This window comes from Peribacillus sp. NPDC097198 (genome assembly GCF_044762055.1).
In the GTDB taxonomy this organism is placed as follows: Bacteria; Bacillota; Bacilli; order Bacillales; family DSM-1321; genus Peribacillus.
Genome location: NZ_JBIWDO010000021.1, coordinates 1 through 16,204, shown reverse-complemented (window position 1 = coordinate 16,204; position 16,204 = coordinate 1). Strand labels below are relative to the sequence as shown.

The following is a 16,204-nucleotide window of genomic DNA, read 5'->3' as shown; positions in this document are numbered from 1 at the left end:
TGTACAATGAGGTATATCAAATTGGATGCACACCAATGTGTGGAATAACAAGAGCATTCATTTTAAATCGGAAAAGGAGGGTACTATGGAACCTCAAAGCCTCATATCCGATAAGGCACTGACTGCTTGGAAATTCAGTGGGCTTATTGGCTGTTCAATCATTTGGGTTTTGAGCTTGGTCATTTTAGTGCTGACGATCATTCAAGGGTGGACTTATTGGATCTTTGGAGCGTTGCTTATCTTCTCTTTCGTTCAATGTTACCTGACCGTATTTTTGATTCCTTCTTTACGCTGGAAAAGATGGCGTTATGACGTGCGAAATACGGAGATTGATATCCAAAGTGGGATTTTTGTGATTAAAAGGACCCTCATCCCGATGATTCGGGTACAGCATGTTGAAACGAAGCAAGGCCCCTTATTAAGGAAGTATGATTTGGCATCCGTGGAAATATCCACAGCTGCAACGGTGCATATTATACCTGCTCTGGATTTAACGGAAGCGGATGAATTACGGCACTATATTTCCAGGATGGCCAGTGTGGAGGAAGAAGATGTTTGAACCGAAACGGCTTCACCCCATTGCTGTCCTTCTCAATATCATTAAATCGATAAAAGAGTTGGTTTTGCCATTCTTGATAGTGATCGTGTTACCAGGGCAAAATAATGATGTCCCGGGATGGGTCCAGCCATTAGTTATCGGCGTCGTCGTGCTCTTGCTCGTTATTCGTGCTTTCATACAATGGTTGCGCTTTACATATCGGTTAGAGTCCGGGGAGCTCAGGATAGAATCCGGCGTATTCATCAGGAAGAAGCGTTATATTAAGTTTGACCGGATACATAGTATCGATATTTCAGAGGGGATTATCCAACGCATATTCAGTCTTGTGAAAGTGAATATCGAAACGGCTGGTGGCACTCAGGCTGATGCCGTTTTGTCCGCCATTAGAAAAAGCGAAGCGAATCAGCTGAATACAATAATTATTGAGGAGAAAAAGAAAAAAACTTCTTCTGACATCCTTGAAGGGGAACGTACAGAAGAAGATTTACACGTCGTGGAAAAAGATAGGGCTTCCTCTACTTTTAAGCAAGCGTTGCCTCAACTTTTTGTTATGGCGGCAACGTCGGGGGCAATCGGTGTATTCTTATCCGGTGGAATCGCTTTTATATCACAGTTCGATGAAATCATTCCTTTTGAAAAAATCTTCAAGAATTATGAAGAGTATATCGGGCTCGGGTCAGTCATACTAACTGGTTTTGCCATTTTGGGCTTATTGGTCGTTTACGTGTTGGCCACTGTGAGTATGGTCATTAGATATGCCAACTTCACCGCTTTGAGGACAGGTGAGGAGCTTGTTATTACAAGGGGATTGTTGGAGAAAAAACAATTAACAATTCCCATCCGCAAGGTCCAGGGGATTCGGATCATGGAAAATCTCGTACGTAAGCCATTGGGATTGGCCACTGTGTATTTGGAGTATGCTGGGGGAAGTGCGGAAGATCGTGAAAGTCTTTCCATCATGCTCTTTCCGTTAATTAAAAAGAAACACTTGCCTGATAAAATCCAAGAATTTTTACCAGGCTATGAAACGGTAGTGGATATAAAGCCTTTGCCTAGACGTGCTTATTATCGTTATGTCATCCGCAAAGCAATCGTATTCATCCCGATTATCGCGGTCCTCATATGGTTCTTCAGAACATGGGGATTTTTCTCCTTATTACTGATTCCACTTGCCTTCCTTTGGTCCTATTTGCAGTTCATAGAGGCCGGGTGGAAGACCCAGGGGGACTTATTGATACTGAGCAGCCGTTTAATCTCCAAGCAGACTTTAATCATGCCAAGAAACAGGATTCAATCGCTTACATATAAAAAGGGATATTTCCAGAAGCGAAGCCATTTAGCGACGATATCAGCTTCCATAAAGTCAGGGATCAGCTCCCAAGTGGGTACAGTGGTTGATATAGAAGATAAGGATTGCCATCTAATTGAAAAGTGGTACCTGCACAATAAGTAGCCGACTCCGTATTTAGAGTCGGCTGTTCGGTTTACCATTTTTTTCTCCAGAAAAGGGGCGCTGTCAAAAAACCGGCAGCCAGTCCCGCTAAATGACCGACAATGTTTATTTGTGGCTGAATAAATGTCATAATTACTGCAATGCCTGTTAACGTATAAACCGTATTTCTTTCATTGGTGGAAAAGTTGCTTTTATGAAAGAGGACAAGATAGAGGTAGAAGCCTAGTATGCCAAAAATTGCGCCGCTTGCACCTACGTGTGTATATGTGAGTGGCAGTAACAAGTAAGTGGCGATATTGGCTAGGATACCGGTCATTAAAAAAAAGATGGCGAATTTAACAAAGCCAAGGTATTTTTCGAGGGCTGGACCGAAGATGGCAAGAGAAAACCCATTAAAAAGTAAATGTGTAAACGTCCCATGCAGAAAAATAGGTGTAATCAAACGCCACCATTGGCCCTCGGCAATGTACAGGTTCACGCCTGTACCATAATAAAAAAGAACATTACCAGGAAACAAAGGGAATAGGTTGAAAACAAACACGATCATCATCATGAACATGAGGCCGGTTACGGCGCGATAAGAAGACACGTATTCGCGAAAACTTTCTGTTCTTGTAAACATGGAATTCTCCTTAGTATTGGATTTCTATACATATAATATCATTTTTTAGGAGGTATCGTCCTCTGATAATATGCAAGAAAGTAACTTAGTAGAAGAGGTGTTGAAGTGATTAAAGGAATTGGTGTGGATATAACGGAGTTGGATAGGATTGAATTGCTGCTTAGTCGGCAGCCTCGCTTCAAGAATCGCATATTAACCGATACAGAAATTTTACTGTTTGATAAGTTGCAAGGCAGAAGGAAGATTGAGTATTTTGCTGGCCGTTTTGCTGCCAAGGAAGCCTTTTCAAAAGCTGTGGGGACTGGAATTGGGAAGCATCTATCTTTCTTGGATATAGAAATTGTTTCAGATGGAAATGGAAAGCCCATGATTATGAAGCCATTTTCTGTAGGTGTCCATCTTTCAATCAGTCATAGCCGTGACTATGCGATTGCACAAGTCGTAGTTGAAGGGGACTGATTGAGTTTGTCTTATCGGGTCATAAACCTCAAGGTTGTCTCATATACATTTAGTGCTATAGGGAGACAAGGCCCGGTAAAAGGTACATGGCAGAGTAGGTGCTCTCAAAAAGGTTTTGGCGGGACGGGAAAAGTCGTGTCTAAAATCTTGGGATGCAAGTCATCAGTCGAGCCAATGTCCGGATCCTGCCTTTTCCTCTCCCTTTTACGTTCAAATGACAAAAAGGGGTTGAAAAGATGAAGAAGATGGTAATGCTTTTTGCAGGGATCATGCTCTTGCTTGCTCTTTCTGCTTGCGGCCAAAAATCACAGGGTGATGTAGTGAGCGATTTAAATGAAAAGATTGGGGAAATGAAGGGGTATAAAGCAAACGCGAAAATGACGCTGAAGATGGGGACGGAGCCTCAAGTGTACACTGTGGAAATTTGGCATAAAAATCCTGCGTTTTACCGAGTGAATCTAAAAAATGAAGAGAAGGACCAGAGCCAAATGATTTTGAAAAACGATGATGGTGTGTATGTACTGACGCCCGCTTTGAACAAAAGCTTCAAGTTTCAAAGTGAATGGCCGGAAAACAGTAGCCAGGCCTATTTGTATGAATCGTTGGTGAAAGATATCACGGAAGATAAAAGCGCAACATATAAAGAAACGGATAAGCATTATGTTTTCGAGACCAAAACACGCTACCAAAACAATAAGATGCTTCCTTTTCAAGAAATCACACTCAATAAAAAGGACCTATCCCCGGTAAGCGTTAAGGTCATGGATCCGGATAAAACAGCATTAGTCCTGGTGGAATTCTCTAAAGTGAAATTTGATACGACATTCGACAAGGATGCATTCGATATGAAAAAGAACATGACAAGTGCCCAACTTGAAGCTCCTGTCATGGCAGAAGTGAAGGATGAAGGATTTTCCGTTAAATATCCATCCAATCTTGATGATATGAATCTAACAGAAGAAAAGAAAATCGCAGCTGATGGGGGAGATCGTGTCATCCTGACCTATGAAGGGTCAACTAGTTTTACATTAGTGCAAGAAAAAGCAAAAGTAGTCCAAACCTCTGTTTCTACCAATGTCAATGGAGAGCCTGTCGACTTAGGTTTTACAGTGGGGGCGATGACGGGAAATACAGTAGCCTGGACCTTTGACGGTGTGGATTACATGTTAGCTTCGAAGGACTTAACACAGGAAAAGATGATAGAAATAGCCCGTTCTGTTGGTGGAGATTCTGTTAAGTAAGGCGAAGAATTCAATCAAGCTAGGCTTTCCCACAATTACATTGGGCTGGGAGGGCCTTGGCTTGCCATTGAATAGAAGAATATATCTTTACTGAAGTAATCGGGCGTTTAGTCGGTATATAAAATTTGGGTAAAAAAAGCACTTTATCTTTCTATCCGTTAGTAATAGAATGGGCTATAATAAAAAACAAACTTCTATAATGAGAAGAAATCGTTATTGGTGATGTCAGAAAGAAGGAACGGGTTTTGGAAACACAAGGGTTTCATCGTGATACTTGGGCAGAAGTGAACTTAGATAGTGTGTATGAAAATATTTCAACCATGAAGAACAGACTACCGTCCAGTGTTAGTCTGTTTGCTGTGGTCAAAGCAAATGCATATGGTCATGGAGATTACGAAGTGGCTCAAACTGCATTGCAAGCAGGTGCTGACTTTTTATGTGTCGCGTTTCTTGATGAGGCACTAGCATTAAGAGAAAAGGGAATAATCGCTCCCATTTTAGTTCTAGGGGCTTCGAGACCCGAAAGTGCTGGGATAGCTGCCGGACATGGCATATCGTTGACAGTTTTTGATCGTGATTGGTTAATAAAGGCAAGTCATATACTCAAGGCAGGGCAGGTTCTGGACGTTCATGTGAAAGTGGATAGTGGGATGGGCAGGATTGGTGTCCGTACGACAGAACAGCTAAAGGAATTGGAAAGTTCAATTCAACAGGAAGAATGCTTCAACTTTCAAGGGGTATTCACTCATTTTGCAACGGCAGATGAACTCGATACGGATTATTATGAAAAGCAACTTGAATTATTCAAAAAAATGCTATCGGTATTGAATAGGAAACCTCCTTACATTCATGCTGCTAATAGTGCAGCGTCCTTAAGGTTCCCTGAAGCCGATTTCAATGCAATCAGAATGGGAATCTCCATGTATGGGTTAAGCCCCTCCCAAGAAATGCTTGGTCTTTTACCATTTCCGTTGAAACAGGCGATCTCTTTAAAAACCAAGATCGTCGCCGTTAAGCAACTCGCTAAGGGCGATAGTGTCAGCTACGGAGCTACGTATACGGCTAGTGAGGATGAATGGATTGCTACTTTGCCGATCGGGTATGCCGATGGTTGGATCCGTAAGCTTCAAGGGCAGGAAGTTATTGTAGAAGGACAAAGGGTCCCCATCGTAGGCAGGATTTGCATGGATCAGTGTATGATCAAATTACCTCGTCCTTTCCCGGTGGGAACGGAAGTGACCCTAATTGGCGAGAATGGAAATGAGTCGATATCGGTGGATGAAATAGCGGCCAAGCTTGAAACGATCAATTATGAGGTAACATGCATGTTAGGAGCGAGAGTTCCACGGTTATATCTGAAAAACGGCATGTTTAGCCACGTACGCAATATACTATTAGGATAGACGGGATTGTAAGAAAATCCAAAGTTTGTGAATAAGAAATCCATTATTATGCTGATAATAGAATGGAGAAATGGAATATACTCTTTGCAGATAGGAATTTTAATGGTAATATTGAAAAGGATATATAATAAAGGTGTGTAGTGATGGTGGAGGTGTATGTTTGTGTCTGAATCCAGCGCAACAAGAGAGATATTAATTCGATTACCTCAAAATTTTTTAACTGAACTAGATGGGTATGCGAGTGAAGAAAATGTTAATCGCAGTGAATTTATTTATCGTGCCACAAAAATGTATCTTCGCGAACGTAAAAAGAAAGAATTTCGCGAATCAATGAAACGCGGTTATATCGAAATGGCGGCCATTAATTTGACGATTGCTTCTGAAGCTTTTCAAGCTGAGTTCGAGGCTGGGCATTGCGTTGAACGTTTAGTTAGCGGAGGCTGAGCCATTGATTGTTGTAAAGCGTGGTGACGTGTACTTCGCAGACCTTTCTCCGGTAGTAGGGTCAGAGCAAGGTGGAACCCGTCCGGTACTCATTCTACAAAATGATATTGGTAATCGCTTTAGTCCGACTGTGATAGTGGCAGCCATTACAGCTCAAATTCAAAAAGCGAAATTGCCTACACATGTTGAGATTAATGCGAAAAAGTACGGATTCGAACGTGATTCTGTCATTTTACTGGAACAGATCCGTACAATTGATAAGCAGCGTTTAACTGATAAAATAACACATCTTGACGATCCTATGATGCAAAAAGTCAATGAAGCTCTGCAAATTAGCTTAGGTCTGATTGAGTTTTAAAGAAAAAGTTTCCCGTCATTACGGGCGTTATTATAATTCGAATTCTATAAGGTAAAACTGGCGATTCCTTTTCTAAAGGAATCGTTTTTTTGCATACAAACTTTTGAGTGTATCGGTCAGTTTATCAAAAAATGATGGTGAAGCTATCGATTAAAGTTACTAAATAACCATTAAGCAGGAAATGGGAGGATTTTGACGAATAACAATTAGATAAGGGGTGTAAAGTGCTTGCAACGGCATTCCATTCCATTGATGTTTCTTGATGTGAATCTTGGGTAAAATGATGTGTTAGGACGATAAGGATCGATATATAGGATTGAAATAAAACTAAAATTGGAAAAGATTACAGTTCAGTAACATTGATGTGACGCAGAGGGTAAAACATAGTAATTGTGGTAAAATGGAGGGGTATTATGAATCAATTGGTTTACAATTTTATTAAACAAAACCAAGACTACATCCTAACTGAATGGATGAACATCATGAAGGAAAATACAGATGTGAGATTGATAAAAGTTGTCTCCGATAAGATGTTCACACAAACGAGTAGTGAATTTATAGATATGATAATCGCCCATGTCGATAGTAAGGACAGGGAGTTCACGTTGAAACTTTCAGATTTTGCCGAGAAAGTGGTCCAACTAGGGTGGCCCCTTACTTTCGTCAATGAAGGATTTCAAAAATTCTTGATTATCGTCATGCAAGGTATGGCTGATAAAGGTATTGTATCTCCAGATAATCAAATGGAGCTGGTTAATTATTTAAATAAATGGTCGACTCCGATAAGTAATGAAATCGTCAATATATATTCGCAAACCTGGGAAAGGACCGTCTCGTTGCAGAGAATGGCCTTACAGGAACTTTCGGCACCTTTAATTCCCGTATTGGAGGGCATCACGGTTATGCCTTTGGTCGGTACAATTGATACGGAACGTGCAAAGCAAATCATGGAAAATCTTTTGACGGGAGTGGTCAAGCACAGATCCGAAGTCGTTCTTATCGATATTACGGGTGTGCCGGTAGTCGATACCATGGTAGCCCATCATATTATTCAAGCAGGAGAAGCGGTTCGATTGGTGGGGGCAAGGTGCATATTATGCGGGATCCGGCCGGAAATTGCCCAAACGATCGTAAATCTAGGAATTAACTTGAATGAGGTAATTACAAAAAACACCTTGAAGAAGGGAATAGAGGTTGCGTTGGAATTAACGAGCCGAAAAATTGTAGAGGTGGAGAGAGACATATGAGGATTCCAATTTTAAAGCTTTATGACTGTTTGCTAGTCTCTATCCAATGGGAATTGGATGATATGACTGCCCTTCAGTTTCAAGAAGATTTATTGGATAAGATCCATGAAACCAGTGCCAATGGTGTGGTGATTGATATTACTTCCATTGATTTTATAGATTCCTTTATCGCAAAGGTATTGGGAGATGTTTTCAGTATGTCAAAGCTTATGGGGGCCAAGGTTGTCATTACAGGAATCCAGCCGGCAGTTGCTATCACCTTAATAGAATTGGGAATTAGTCTCGAAGATGTCCTAACAGCTTTAGATCTAGAGAAGGGCCTGGAAAAATTACAACAGGAATTGGGGGATTAGTGTATGGGGGTCCAATCCTGCGTAAAAATTATTAATGAGTGGGACATAGTAGCTGCAAGGCAGCTTGGAAGGAACTTCGCTAAAGAACTGGGCTTTGGCACGGTAGACCAGGCTAGAATCACAACCGCCATAAGCGAATTGGCACGGAATATATACTTATATGCAGGACAAGGAAATGTGAGTCTGGAAAAATTGCTTGTAAACGGCAAGTCGGGCTTGAAAATCATTGCAGAAGATAACGGACCAGGTATACAGGATATCCGTAGAGTAATGGAGGACGGTTTTACGACCTCAGGGGGGTTGGGGGCAGGCCTGCCTGGAGCAAAACGCTTAATGGATGATTTCGATATTGAGTCGATACCGGGTGAGGGGACTAAGATTTCCGCCATCAAGTGGCTCCGTTAGGAGGGAATATGGATATAAGAGAAAAAATGGATAAAAAGTACCAGGAGGCGCTTTCTACCTATTTAAAAGATCAAAATGAACAAGCTCTCTATCAGGGTCAAAAAATCAGCAGATTAAATATTAAATATAATATATCCCCTGAAGAGATCATCAGTATGCATAAAAATAATCTAATGGCATTGTATCCGGATCTGCCAACCAAAGTGGTGGATTCATTCGATTTTCTATTAGAAGTCATGATGGGGTATGGCATTGCTTATCGTGAACATCAGAGTCTAAGGCACCAACAGCAGGAGCTGAAATCTGAAATAGAGATTGCGGCAAAGGTACAACACACCCTTTTGGAAACGAAGATACCCGAAATCAAGAACTTGGATGTTGGCGTGATAAGTGTACCAGCCCGACAGATGAATGGGGATTACTATCACTTTGTTGAAGATGAACTTGGGTGTATTGGAATAGGCATTGCGGATGTAATCGGGAAAGGCATTCCTGCGGCCCTATGCATGTCGATGATCAAATACGCGATGGATAGCTTGCCGGAACACCGCCATGAACCGAAGAGTGTACTGGAAAGTTTAAATCGCGTCGTTGAACATAATGTGGATCCAAGCATGTTCATTACGATGTTTTATGGCTTATATAACCCTCATGATAAGCGGTTCACTTTTGCATCGGCCGGGCATGAGCCAGGGTTTTATTATGATGCGTCTGCCGGAACCTTCAGTGACTTGGATGCAAAAGGTTTACTGCTGGGCGTGGATAAAAAAACGAAATATAAACAATATGAAAAATTCGTAAAACCGGGTGACATGATTATCCTTTTATCCGATGGGGTAACGGAATGCCGTACGAGTGATGGTTTCATAGAGCGTGAAACCCTTATAGAATTCATTAAGAAGAACATGCACTTACAGCCGCAGGAAATAGTGAATAATCTTTATAAACAGTTGGAGAAAATGCAGAATTTTCAACTGCGGGACGATTTTACATTAATAATTTTCAAAGCGAATGTTTAGCTTTGAAAATCAAGGGTATATATAAATAAGAATTGATGAGGATGTAAAGAGGTGGGTCAAGGATGAATATAGCAGTAGATGTTAATGAGTTAAACACGGAATATACAGTTAAGCTTCAAGGCGAAATTGATGCCTATACAGCACCAAAGCTTAGAGAATCATTATTTCCACTATCAGAGCAAGAGAATGTTTCAATTATTATTGATTTAAAGGAAGTATCCTATATGGATAGCACGGGATTGGGCGTATTCGTTGGTGCTTTTAAAAACGTAAGAGCACATAATGGCGAATTCACTTTAATAGGACTATCGGAAAGGTTACGACGTTTATTTGATATTACAGGTCTTGCAGATATTATTGATATTAAAAGTGGTACAGAGGGTGGGTTAGAATGAGTCAAGTATATGATTACATCGAAATGAAAATACCTGCAAAACCGGAATTCATCGGTGTCATTCGTTTAACACTTTCTGGGATAGGTAGCCGAATGGGATTTGCGTACGACGAAATTGAAGATTTGAAAATTGCTACAAGTGAAGCCTGTACGAATGCGGTTCAGCATGCGTATAAAGATAAAGAAAATGGCGAAGTGAAAGTAAGTTTTGGGCTCTATCCTGATCGTTTGGAAGTAATGGTTTCTGATAGTGGTGAAAGCTGTAATTTCGAAGAGGTACGTCAAGGGCTTGGACCATATGAACATGGAGAAAAAGTCGAATTCTTAAGAGAAGGAGGCTTGGGCCTTTACCTCATTGAAACCTTGATGGATGATGTGAAAATTCACCAGCATGAAGGGGTTACGGTTTTTATGACTAAGTTTTTAGAAGGAGAGCAGGTGGAGATGGATGCAAAAACAGTCTCAACCTAATCAAGCGCAAAGAGAAAAGGTAAATGAATGGATCAGAGCCTATCAGTTGAATCAGGATGATGAAGCACAAAGTAACTTAGTCATTCATTACAAGGGTTTAGTGGAGACGATTTCCAGGAAATACGCAAAGGGGAAATCGTTTCAAGAAGATATCTCTCAGGTCGGAATGATTGGTTTATTAGGTGCCATTCGCCGATATGACGAATCTTTCGGTAAAAGCTTCGAAGCGTTTGCGGTTCCTACGATAATCGGCGAAATTAAAAGATTCTTGCGGGATAAAACATGGAGTGTCCATGTTCCGAGAAGAATTAAAGAACTTGGACCGAAAATTAGAGTGACCGTTGAGGAATTAACGACCACGTTGCATCGTTCGCCAAGAATTGATGAGATAGCGGACCATATTGGGGTAGCCGAAGAAGAAGTCTTGGAAGCAATGGAGATGGGAAAAAGTTATCAAGCTTTATCCGTTGACCATTCCATCGAGGCAGATTCTGATGGCGGTACGGTTACGTTACTCGATATATTTGGAAACGTTGACGAAGGTTTCGAGCGTGTCAACCAACGATTAGTACTTGAAAAGGTTCTCCATGTATTGAGTGACCGCGAAAAGTTGATCATTCAATACACGTATTTAGAGAACTTAAGCCAAAAAGAAGCGGGCGACAAGCTTGGGATATCGCAAATGCATGTTTCAAGACTTCAACGTCGTGCAATTAAAAAGCTTCAGGAGGCAATTAATGCTGAAAATTCGGAGTTAATTCCGTGATTAAAGAGATTTTGCGAGAAGAAAATATAGAAGTCCTTGTCTCTCAAACCTCTAAAAACAATATGGTTTTTTGTGGTGATGATTACTTCTTTCTTCATGAGGAAGATTACTTTATTTGTGTTTTGGCTGATGGTCTCGGTAGTGGGGAACATGCATATGAATCTTCCCACGCGGTTATAGAGCAAGTCAAAATGCATCATCATTTAGATGTAGAGTCACTTATGGATGTATGTAATCAGGTATTGATTGCTAAACGGGGGGCGGCCGTCGCCATCATGAAGATTTATTATGAAGAGAAGGAGTTTGTCTACAGTTCAGTAGGGAACATCCGCTTTTTCCTATATAATCCGATGGATGACAAGTTGGTATATCCTCTCCCTGTTACCGGGTATTTGTCAGGTAGAAAGCAAAAGTACAGGACACAGAGATTTAAATATGAACAGAACGCAAAATTTATTTTTCATTCAGATGGACTGGAACTCAAAGGAGCTAAATCGTTTCTAAAGAGGAAGGTTCCTATCGAAAAAAATGCTCGTTGTATTTTAGAAAGCTGTCCACAAACAGCGGATGATACAACTCTTATTTTAGGAAGCTTACTTTCGCCATAAACGGAAGTGGGCTTTTTTGTATGCGAATTCGCACAATGATCGTTCATTTGCTAGACTATACATAGAAGAACAAAAAGGGTGGAGGTTTTATGAATTGGTAATGGTAGAAGATTCTTTGAACGTATTGATTAAGCAAATATCCAATGAGCTAACCTTAAAGAACAATCAAGTACAGAATGTCATACAGATGCTCCAGGATGGTAATACCGTGCCTTTTATAGCTCGTTATCGTAAAGAAATGACGGGTTCGCTAGATGAGGTACAGATCCGTTCGATTATGGACAGATGGAATTACCTAGAGAACCTTGGTCAGAGAAAAGTGGAAGTCATCCGATCCATCAGTGAACAGGGTAAGATGACAGACGAATTGGCTTTACAAATCGATAAGGCAGGAAAGCTACAGGAAGTCGAAGATCTTTATAGACCTTATAAGCAAAAACGAAGGACTAAGGCTACGGTTGCTAAGGAAAAAGGCCTGGAACCTCTGGCATTATGGTTACTTGAATGTAAGGTTTATGCTTCCGTCCGTGAAAAAGCAGAGGGATTCATATCAGATGAAAAAGAAGTCTCTTCTATAGAAGAAGCAATAGCAGGTGCTCAGGATATTATTGCAGAATTACTTTCTGATGATGCGGAATTAAGAAAATGGATCAGGGATGAGATTTTTAAGGCAGGCAAGTTGACCTCGACCGTGAAAAATGCTGAAAAGGATGAGAAAGCGATTTTTGAGATGTACTATGAATATGAGGAGCCCATTCATAAAATCGTTCCGCATCGGGTTTTAGCCCTTAATAGAGGTGAAAAGGAAGACATTTTACGAATATCAATACAGCCGCGAACGGATATCATCATCAGTTACTTAGAACGGAAAGTGATTAAAAATAATCAGTCCGAAGTTGCTGAATTGCTTAAAGTCGCCATAGAAGACGGCTTCAAACGATTGATTTTACCTTCTATAGAGAGGGAAATCCGAAAAGAACTAACCGAAAAAGCGGAAGACCAAGCCATTCATATCTTTTCGGAAAACCTCCGGAATTTGCTTTTACAACCTCCGCTTAAAGGGAAAGTGGTGCTAGCTCTCGATCCGGCGTATCGAACGGGCTGTAAATTGGCTGTTATTGATGAGACAGGAAAGGTGATGGACATTAGTGTAATCTATCCACATCCTCCTGTAGGTAAGAAAGAAGCAGCCCGCACGAAAACGATAGAAATTCTTCAGCGCTTCAATGTAGAGATTGTTGCCATTGGAAACGGGACCGCATCTAGGGAGTCTGAGCAGTTCATTGCTGATATTCTAAAGGAAATGAAAGGGAACATCTCCTATATCATTGTCAATGAAGCGGGAGCGAGCGTGTATTCAGCTTCAGATATTGCCCGTGAGGAGTTTCCGGACCTTCAAGTCGAGCAAAGAAGTGCTGTGTCGATTGGTAGGAGGTTACAAGATCCACTTGCTGAACTTGTCAAAATAGATCCTAAATCTGTAGGAGTAGGGCAGTACCAACATGATGTTTCACAAAAAAAACTATCTGAATCTCTTACTTTCGTGGTTGAAACAGCCGTTAACCAAGTAGGGGTGAACGTCAATACCGCTTCTCCATCCCTATTACAATATGTAGCGGGGTTATCAAAATCTGTTGCACAAAATATCGTCAAAAAAAGAGAAGAAGAAGGAAAGTTCTCAAGTAGGAAGGAATTAAAAAAGATTCCTCGACTAGGCGCAAAAACATATGAGCAATGCATAGGCTTCTTACGCATTCTAAATGGCAAGGAACCGCTTGATCAAACAGCCATCCATCCGGAGAACTATGGAGCTGTGAATAAAATGCTAAAGAAAATCGGTTTCACTTCTGATGACCTTGGTAGTGATGAGTTGAATAAACAATTAGTCAGCTTAAATCCGAAAGAATTGGCTGATGAGTTGGATATCGGGGAAATAACGATTAAAGACATCATCGATGATTTGGTCAAACCGGGAAGAGATCCGAGAGACGAGCTTTCAAAACCCTTGCTTAAAAAGGACGTTTTGAAAATGGAAGATTTAAAGACCGGCATGGAACTACAAGGTACGGTGAGAAATGTTGTAGACTTCGGTGCTTTTGTGGACATTGGCGTCAAACAAGATGGACTCGTGCATATTTCCAAACTTAGTAACCGTTTTATAAAGAATCCGATGGACGTTGTGGCTGTCGGAGACGTAGTAACGGTTTGGGTGGAACAAGTTGATGCTCAAAAACAGAGAGTGTCGCTGACCATGTTACAACCTAAGGACCAAAATTAATGAATGAAAAGACTCCTTCTTTTTTAGAAGGGGTTTTTTTTATAGGAGAGCGAACACTACGTAAGTAGAATCATGATCATAAATGTAGCGTTTCTTTTTTTTGATAAAAAAACCAGCATTGATTCAACATTTTCACTTGATAATAATCCTTATCATAGAAAGCTCTTCTAATTTGGTTTTGAAACCATTTCGGCATAACGCTAACCTCCCCAAAGATTCCTGTTGTTTTATTAGTCTATGTTATAATAGGTTGTCTTGTTACCATGGAAGGAGTGTGGGAGATGGATAATCAACAATTGCAAAAATTGGTTGAGGAAATTTCGATGAATCACTTTCAAAGGAAGTTTAAGCATCAAGCTAGTTTTAACCCACGACTTCGCACAACAGGTGGAAGGTACTTGCTTGGTACTCATAATATAGAAATAAACAAGAAATATTTCGAGGAACGTGGTTTGGAAGAATTGATTGGGATCATAAAACATGAATTATGTCACTATCATCTCCATCTTAAGAAGAAAGGGTACCAGCACCGGGATGCAGACTTTAAGCATTTACTCAAAAAAACGGGAGCCCCAAGATTCTGTTCGCCTTTGCCTTCGAATCAAGTTAAGAGGAAAAGGAATACAATTCAATATATATGTGCACAATGTCAGCAGGTATATTTAAGAAAAAAAAGAATTGATACTTCGAGATTTGTCTGTGGAAAGTGCCGAGGAACGTTGATTTACCAAGGGATTAAAGAAAAAGAAATAAAAAAATAAAAAAAAGAAAAAGATGTCTTGACTTTAACTCTGAACCTCTTTATAATCATAAGAGTCGACAAGATAACAACTTGTTCTTCACGACAACCACTAAGGTCCTTGAGCATAAAAAGGGAACCAACTTTCACTATTCCGCAGTAGCTCAGTGGTAGAGCATTCGGCTGTTAACCGAACGGTCGTAGGTTCGAGTCCTACCTGCGGAGCCATTTTTTTGGGGAAGTACTCAAGAGGCTGAAGAGGCGCCCCTGCTAAGGGTGTAGGTCGCGCGAGCGGCGCGAGGGTTCAAATCCCTCCTTCTCCGCCAGAAACATTTTAATTAAGGCCCATTGGTCAAGCGGTTAAGACACCGCCCTTTCACGGCGGTAACACGGGTTCGAATCCCGTATGGGTCACTTTTTTCGTAACGTTATTTGCTGGTCCCGTGGTGTAGCGGTTAACATGCCTGCCTGTCACGCAGGAGATCGCGGGTTCGATTCCCGTCGGGACCGCCATTATTTTTTTAAAAATAAACTCTTGCTAAAGTGATGTTATAGTGATATAATATTAACCTAGCTGTTAATGAGTTTGATTGATGGGCTATAGCCAAGCGGTAAGGCAACGGATTTTGATTCCGTCATGCGAAGGTTCGATCCCTTCTAGCCCAGCCATTTTCGTTTAGAGCCATTAGCTCAGTTGGTAGAGCATCTGACTTTTAATCAGAGGGTCGAAGGTTCGAATCCTTCATGGCTCACCATTTTCATTTTATTACGCGGGTGTGGCGGAATTGGCAGACGCACCAGACTTAGGATCTGGCGCCGCAAGGCGTGGGGGTTCAAGTCCCTTCACCCGCATAACTTTCTACTTGACAACAAGTTGAAAAGGTGTTAAACTTACGAAGTCGCTTTCGCGGTCGTGGCGGAATGGCAGACGCGCTAGGTTGAGGGCCTAGTGGGGGAAACCCCGTGGAGGTTCGACTCCTCTCGGCCGCACCAATAACATCATAGAAATTAGCGCCCGTAGCTCAATTGGATAGAGCATCTGACTACGAATCAGAAGGTTGTAGGTTCGACTCCCGCCGGGCGCACCATATTTTACGGGAAGTAGCTCAGCTTGGTAGAGCACTTGGTTTGGGACCAAGGGGTCGCAGGTTCGAATCCTGTCTTCCCGACCATTATTTCTCGGAATCATTCATATATTATATAATGCGGGTGTAGTTTAGTGGTAAAACCTCAGCCTTCCAAGCTGATGATGAGAGTTCGATTCTCTTCACCCGCTCCATTATTACCATTATTGCTCTTTGAAAACTGAACAAAACAAAGCGCCAACGTAAATTTTGAGTGAGCACACACTATAAAAAAGCAAAATGAGCAAGTCAAACATTTCT

19 protein-coding genes and 11 tRNA genes are annotated in these 16,204 nt (G+C 41.2%); 28 read left to right on the top strand and 2 right to left on the bottom strand.

The window, feature by feature from the left end:
- Positions 1-85 precede the first annotated feature (85 nt).
- Both ACIQXQ_RS20430 and ACIQXQ_RS20425 read left to right on the top strand, forming a co-directional pair.
- Complete coding sequence (locus tag ACIQXQ_RS20430; protein WP_402959807.1) at positions 86-559, top strand: PH domain-containing protein; 474 nt, start codon at positions 86-88, stop codon at positions 557-559.
- Positions 552-2,012, top strand: coding sequence for a PH domain-containing protein (locus ACIQXQ_RS20425; RefSeq protein ID WP_402959805.1), 1,461 nt, complete (start codon positions 552-554; stop codon positions 2,010-2,012). The genes ACIQXQ_RS20430 and ACIQXQ_RS20425 overlap by 8 nt, the downstream gene beginning before the upstream one ends.
- Positions 2,013-2,043: 31 nt before the next feature.
- On the opposite strand, the gene ACIQXQ_RS20420 is transcribed toward ACIQXQ_RS20425, so the two are convergent.
- On the bottom strand, positions 2,044-2,634 hold the full coding sequence (locus ACIQXQ_RS20420; RefSeq protein WP_402875990.1) for a rhomboid family intramembrane serine protease: 591 nt from the start codon (positions 2,632-2,634) through the stop codon (positions 2,044-2,046).
- 105 nt (positions 2,635-2,739) lie between these two features.
- Here ACIQXQ_RS20420 and acpS point away from each other — a divergent pair, with 105 nt between their 5' ends.
- The 14 genes from acpS to ACIQXQ_RS20350 all read left to right on the top strand — a co-directional run bounded on the left by acpS (position 2,740) and on the right by ACIQXQ_RS20350 (position 14,080).
- Positions 2,740-3,093: a holo-ACP synthase gene (gene acpS / locus ACIQXQ_RS20415; RefSeq protein WP_402875988.1), complete on the top strand. Its 354-nt coding sequence runs from the start codon at positions 2,740-2,742 to the stop codon at positions 3,091-3,093.
- A 236-nt stretch (positions 3,094-3,329) separates the two neighbouring features.
- Entirely contained in the window at positions 3,330-4,334 is a 1,005-nt protein-coding gene (locus ACIQXQ_RS20410) for a LolA family protein (RefSeq protein ID WP_402959803.1), read from the top strand.
- A 245-nt stretch (positions 4,335-4,579) separates the two neighbouring features.
- Complete coding sequence (gene alr, locus ACIQXQ_RS20405) at positions 4,580-5,737, top strand: alanine racemase (RefSeq protein WP_402959801.1); 1,158 nt, start codon at positions 4,580-4,582, stop codon at positions 5,735-5,737.
- Positions 5,738-5,899: 162 nt separating this feature from the next.
- Entirely contained in the window at positions 5,900-6,181 is a 282-nt protein-coding gene (locus tag ACIQXQ_RS20400) for a CopG family ribbon-helix-helix protein (protein WP_034306380.1), read from the top strand.
- 7 nt (positions 6,182-6,188) lie between these two features.
- Complete coding sequence (locus tag ACIQXQ_RS20395) at positions 6,189-6,539, top strand: type II toxin-antitoxin system PemK/MazF family toxin (protein WP_402876030.1); 351 nt, start codon at positions 6,189-6,191, stop codon at positions 6,537-6,539.
- Positions 6,540-6,952: 413 nt separating this feature from the next.
- On the top strand, positions 6,953-7,786 hold the full coding sequence (locus tag ACIQXQ_RS20390; protein ID WP_402959799.1) for an STAS domain-containing protein: 834 nt from the start codon (positions 6,953-6,955) through the stop codon (positions 7,784-7,786).
- Positions 7,783-8,139 (top strand): STAS domain-containing protein, encoded by a 357-nt coding sequence (locus ACIQXQ_RS20385; protein ID WP_402875980.1) that lies wholly within the window; start codon positions 7,783-7,785, stop codon positions 8,137-8,139. Before ACIQXQ_RS20390 ends, ACIQXQ_RS20385 begins: the two co-directional genes overlap by 4 nt.
- A gap of 3 nt (positions 8,140-8,142) precedes the next feature.
- Positions 8,143-8,544 carry an anti-sigma regulatory factor gene (locus tag ACIQXQ_RS20380; RefSeq protein ID WP_402875978.1) on the top strand — a complete coding sequence of 134 codons (402 nt, stop codon included), beginning with the start codon at positions 8,143-8,145 and terminating at the stop codon, positions 8,542-8,544.
- An 8-nt stretch (positions 8,545-8,552) separates the two neighbouring features.
- Entirely contained in the window at positions 8,553-9,563 is a 1,011-nt protein-coding gene (locus ACIQXQ_RS20375) for a PP2C family protein-serine/threonine phosphatase (protein ID WP_402959795.1), read from the top strand.
- A 62-nt stretch (positions 9,564-9,625) separates the two neighbouring features.
- Complete coding sequence (locus ACIQXQ_RS20370; protein WP_402875975.1) at positions 9,626-9,958, top strand: anti-sigma factor antagonist; 333 nt, start codon at positions 9,626-9,628, stop codon at positions 9,956-9,958.
- On the top strand, positions 9,955-10,428 hold the full coding sequence (gene rsbW, locus ACIQXQ_RS20365) for an anti-sigma B factor RsbW (RefSeq protein WP_402875973.1): 474 nt from the start codon (positions 9,955-9,957) through the stop codon (positions 10,426-10,428). The genes ACIQXQ_RS20370 and rsbW overlap by 4 nt, the downstream gene beginning before the upstream one ends.
- A complete protein-coding gene (sigB, locus tag ACIQXQ_RS20360) occupies positions 10,406-11,194 on the top strand; it encodes an RNA polymerase sigma factor SigB (RefSeq protein ID WP_402875971.1) in 789 nt (262 codons plus the stop codon). The genes rsbW and sigB overlap by 23 nt, the downstream gene beginning before the upstream one ends.
- 62 nt (positions 11,195-11,256) lie before the next feature.
- Positions 11,257-11,802 (top strand): PP2C family serine/threonine-protein phosphatase, encoded by a 546-nt coding sequence (locus tag ACIQXQ_RS20355; protein ID WP_402959825.1) that lies wholly within the window; start codon positions 11,257-11,259, stop codon positions 11,800-11,802.
- Between the two features lie 100 nt (positions 11,803-11,902).
- The gene (locus ACIQXQ_RS20350; RefSeq protein ID WP_402959823.1) at positions 11,903-14,080 is read left to right on the top strand and encodes a Tex family protein; all 2,178 of its coding nucleotides are present in this window, start codon (positions 11,903-11,905) and stop codon (positions 14,078-14,080) included.
- A 76-nt stretch (positions 14,081-14,156) separates the two neighbouring features.
- On the opposite strand, the gene cmpA is transcribed toward ACIQXQ_RS20350, so the two are convergent.
- Positions 14,157-14,276, bottom strand: a complete 120-nt coding sequence (cmpA, locus tag ACIQXQ_RS20345; protein WP_402875969.1) for a cortex morphogenetic protein CmpA — start codon at positions 14,274-14,276, stop codon at positions 14,157-14,159.
- A gap of 85 nt (positions 14,277-14,361) precedes the next feature.
- Here cmpA and ACIQXQ_RS20340 point away from each other — a divergent pair, with 85 nt between their 5' ends.
- The 12 genes from ACIQXQ_RS20340 (at position 14,362) to ACIQXQ_RS20285 (ending at position 16,098) form a co-directional block, all read left to right on the top strand.
- Positions 14,362-14,841: a SprT family protein gene (locus ACIQXQ_RS20340; RefSeq protein ID WP_402959793.1), complete on the top strand. Its 480-nt coding sequence runs from the start codon at positions 14,362-14,364 to the stop codon at positions 14,839-14,841.
- A gap of 131 nt (positions 14,842-14,972) precedes the next feature.
- A tRNA-Asn gene (locus tag ACIQXQ_RS20335) sits at positions 14,973-15,047 on the top strand.
- Between the two features lie 7 nt (positions 15,048-15,054).
- A tRNA-Ser gene (locus ACIQXQ_RS20330) sits at positions 15,055-15,145 on the top strand.
- A 16-nt stretch (positions 15,146-15,161) separates the two neighbouring features.
- Positions 15,162-15,233: transfer RNA gene (locus ACIQXQ_RS20325), tRNA-Glu, on the top strand.
- 23 nt (positions 15,234-15,256) lie between these two features.
- Positions 15,257-15,332 (top strand) — tRNA-Asp (locus ACIQXQ_RS20320).
- Positions 15,333-15,413: 81 nt separating this feature from the next.
- Positions 15,414-15,488, top strand: a tRNA-Gln gene (locus tag ACIQXQ_RS20315).
- A 10-nt stretch (positions 15,489-15,498) separates the two neighbouring features.
- Positions 15,499-15,574: transfer RNA gene (locus ACIQXQ_RS20310), tRNA-Lys, on the top strand.
- 15 nt (positions 15,575-15,589) lie between these two features.
- Positions 15,590-15,671: transfer RNA gene (locus ACIQXQ_RS20305), tRNA-Leu, on the top strand.
- A gap of 55 nt (positions 15,672-15,726) precedes the next feature.
- A tRNA-Leu gene (locus ACIQXQ_RS20300) sits at positions 15,727-15,812 on the top strand.
- A gap of 18 nt (positions 15,813-15,830) precedes the next feature.
- Positions 15,831-15,907, top strand: a tRNA-Arg gene (locus ACIQXQ_RS20295).
- A gap of 7 nt (positions 15,908-15,914) precedes the next feature.
- A tRNA-Pro gene (locus ACIQXQ_RS20290) sits at positions 15,915-15,991 on the top strand.
- A gap of 33 nt (positions 15,992-16,024) precedes the next feature.
- A tRNA-Gly gene (locus tag ACIQXQ_RS20285) sits at positions 16,025-16,098 on the top strand.
- Positions 16,099-16,204 lie beyond the last annotated feature (106 nt).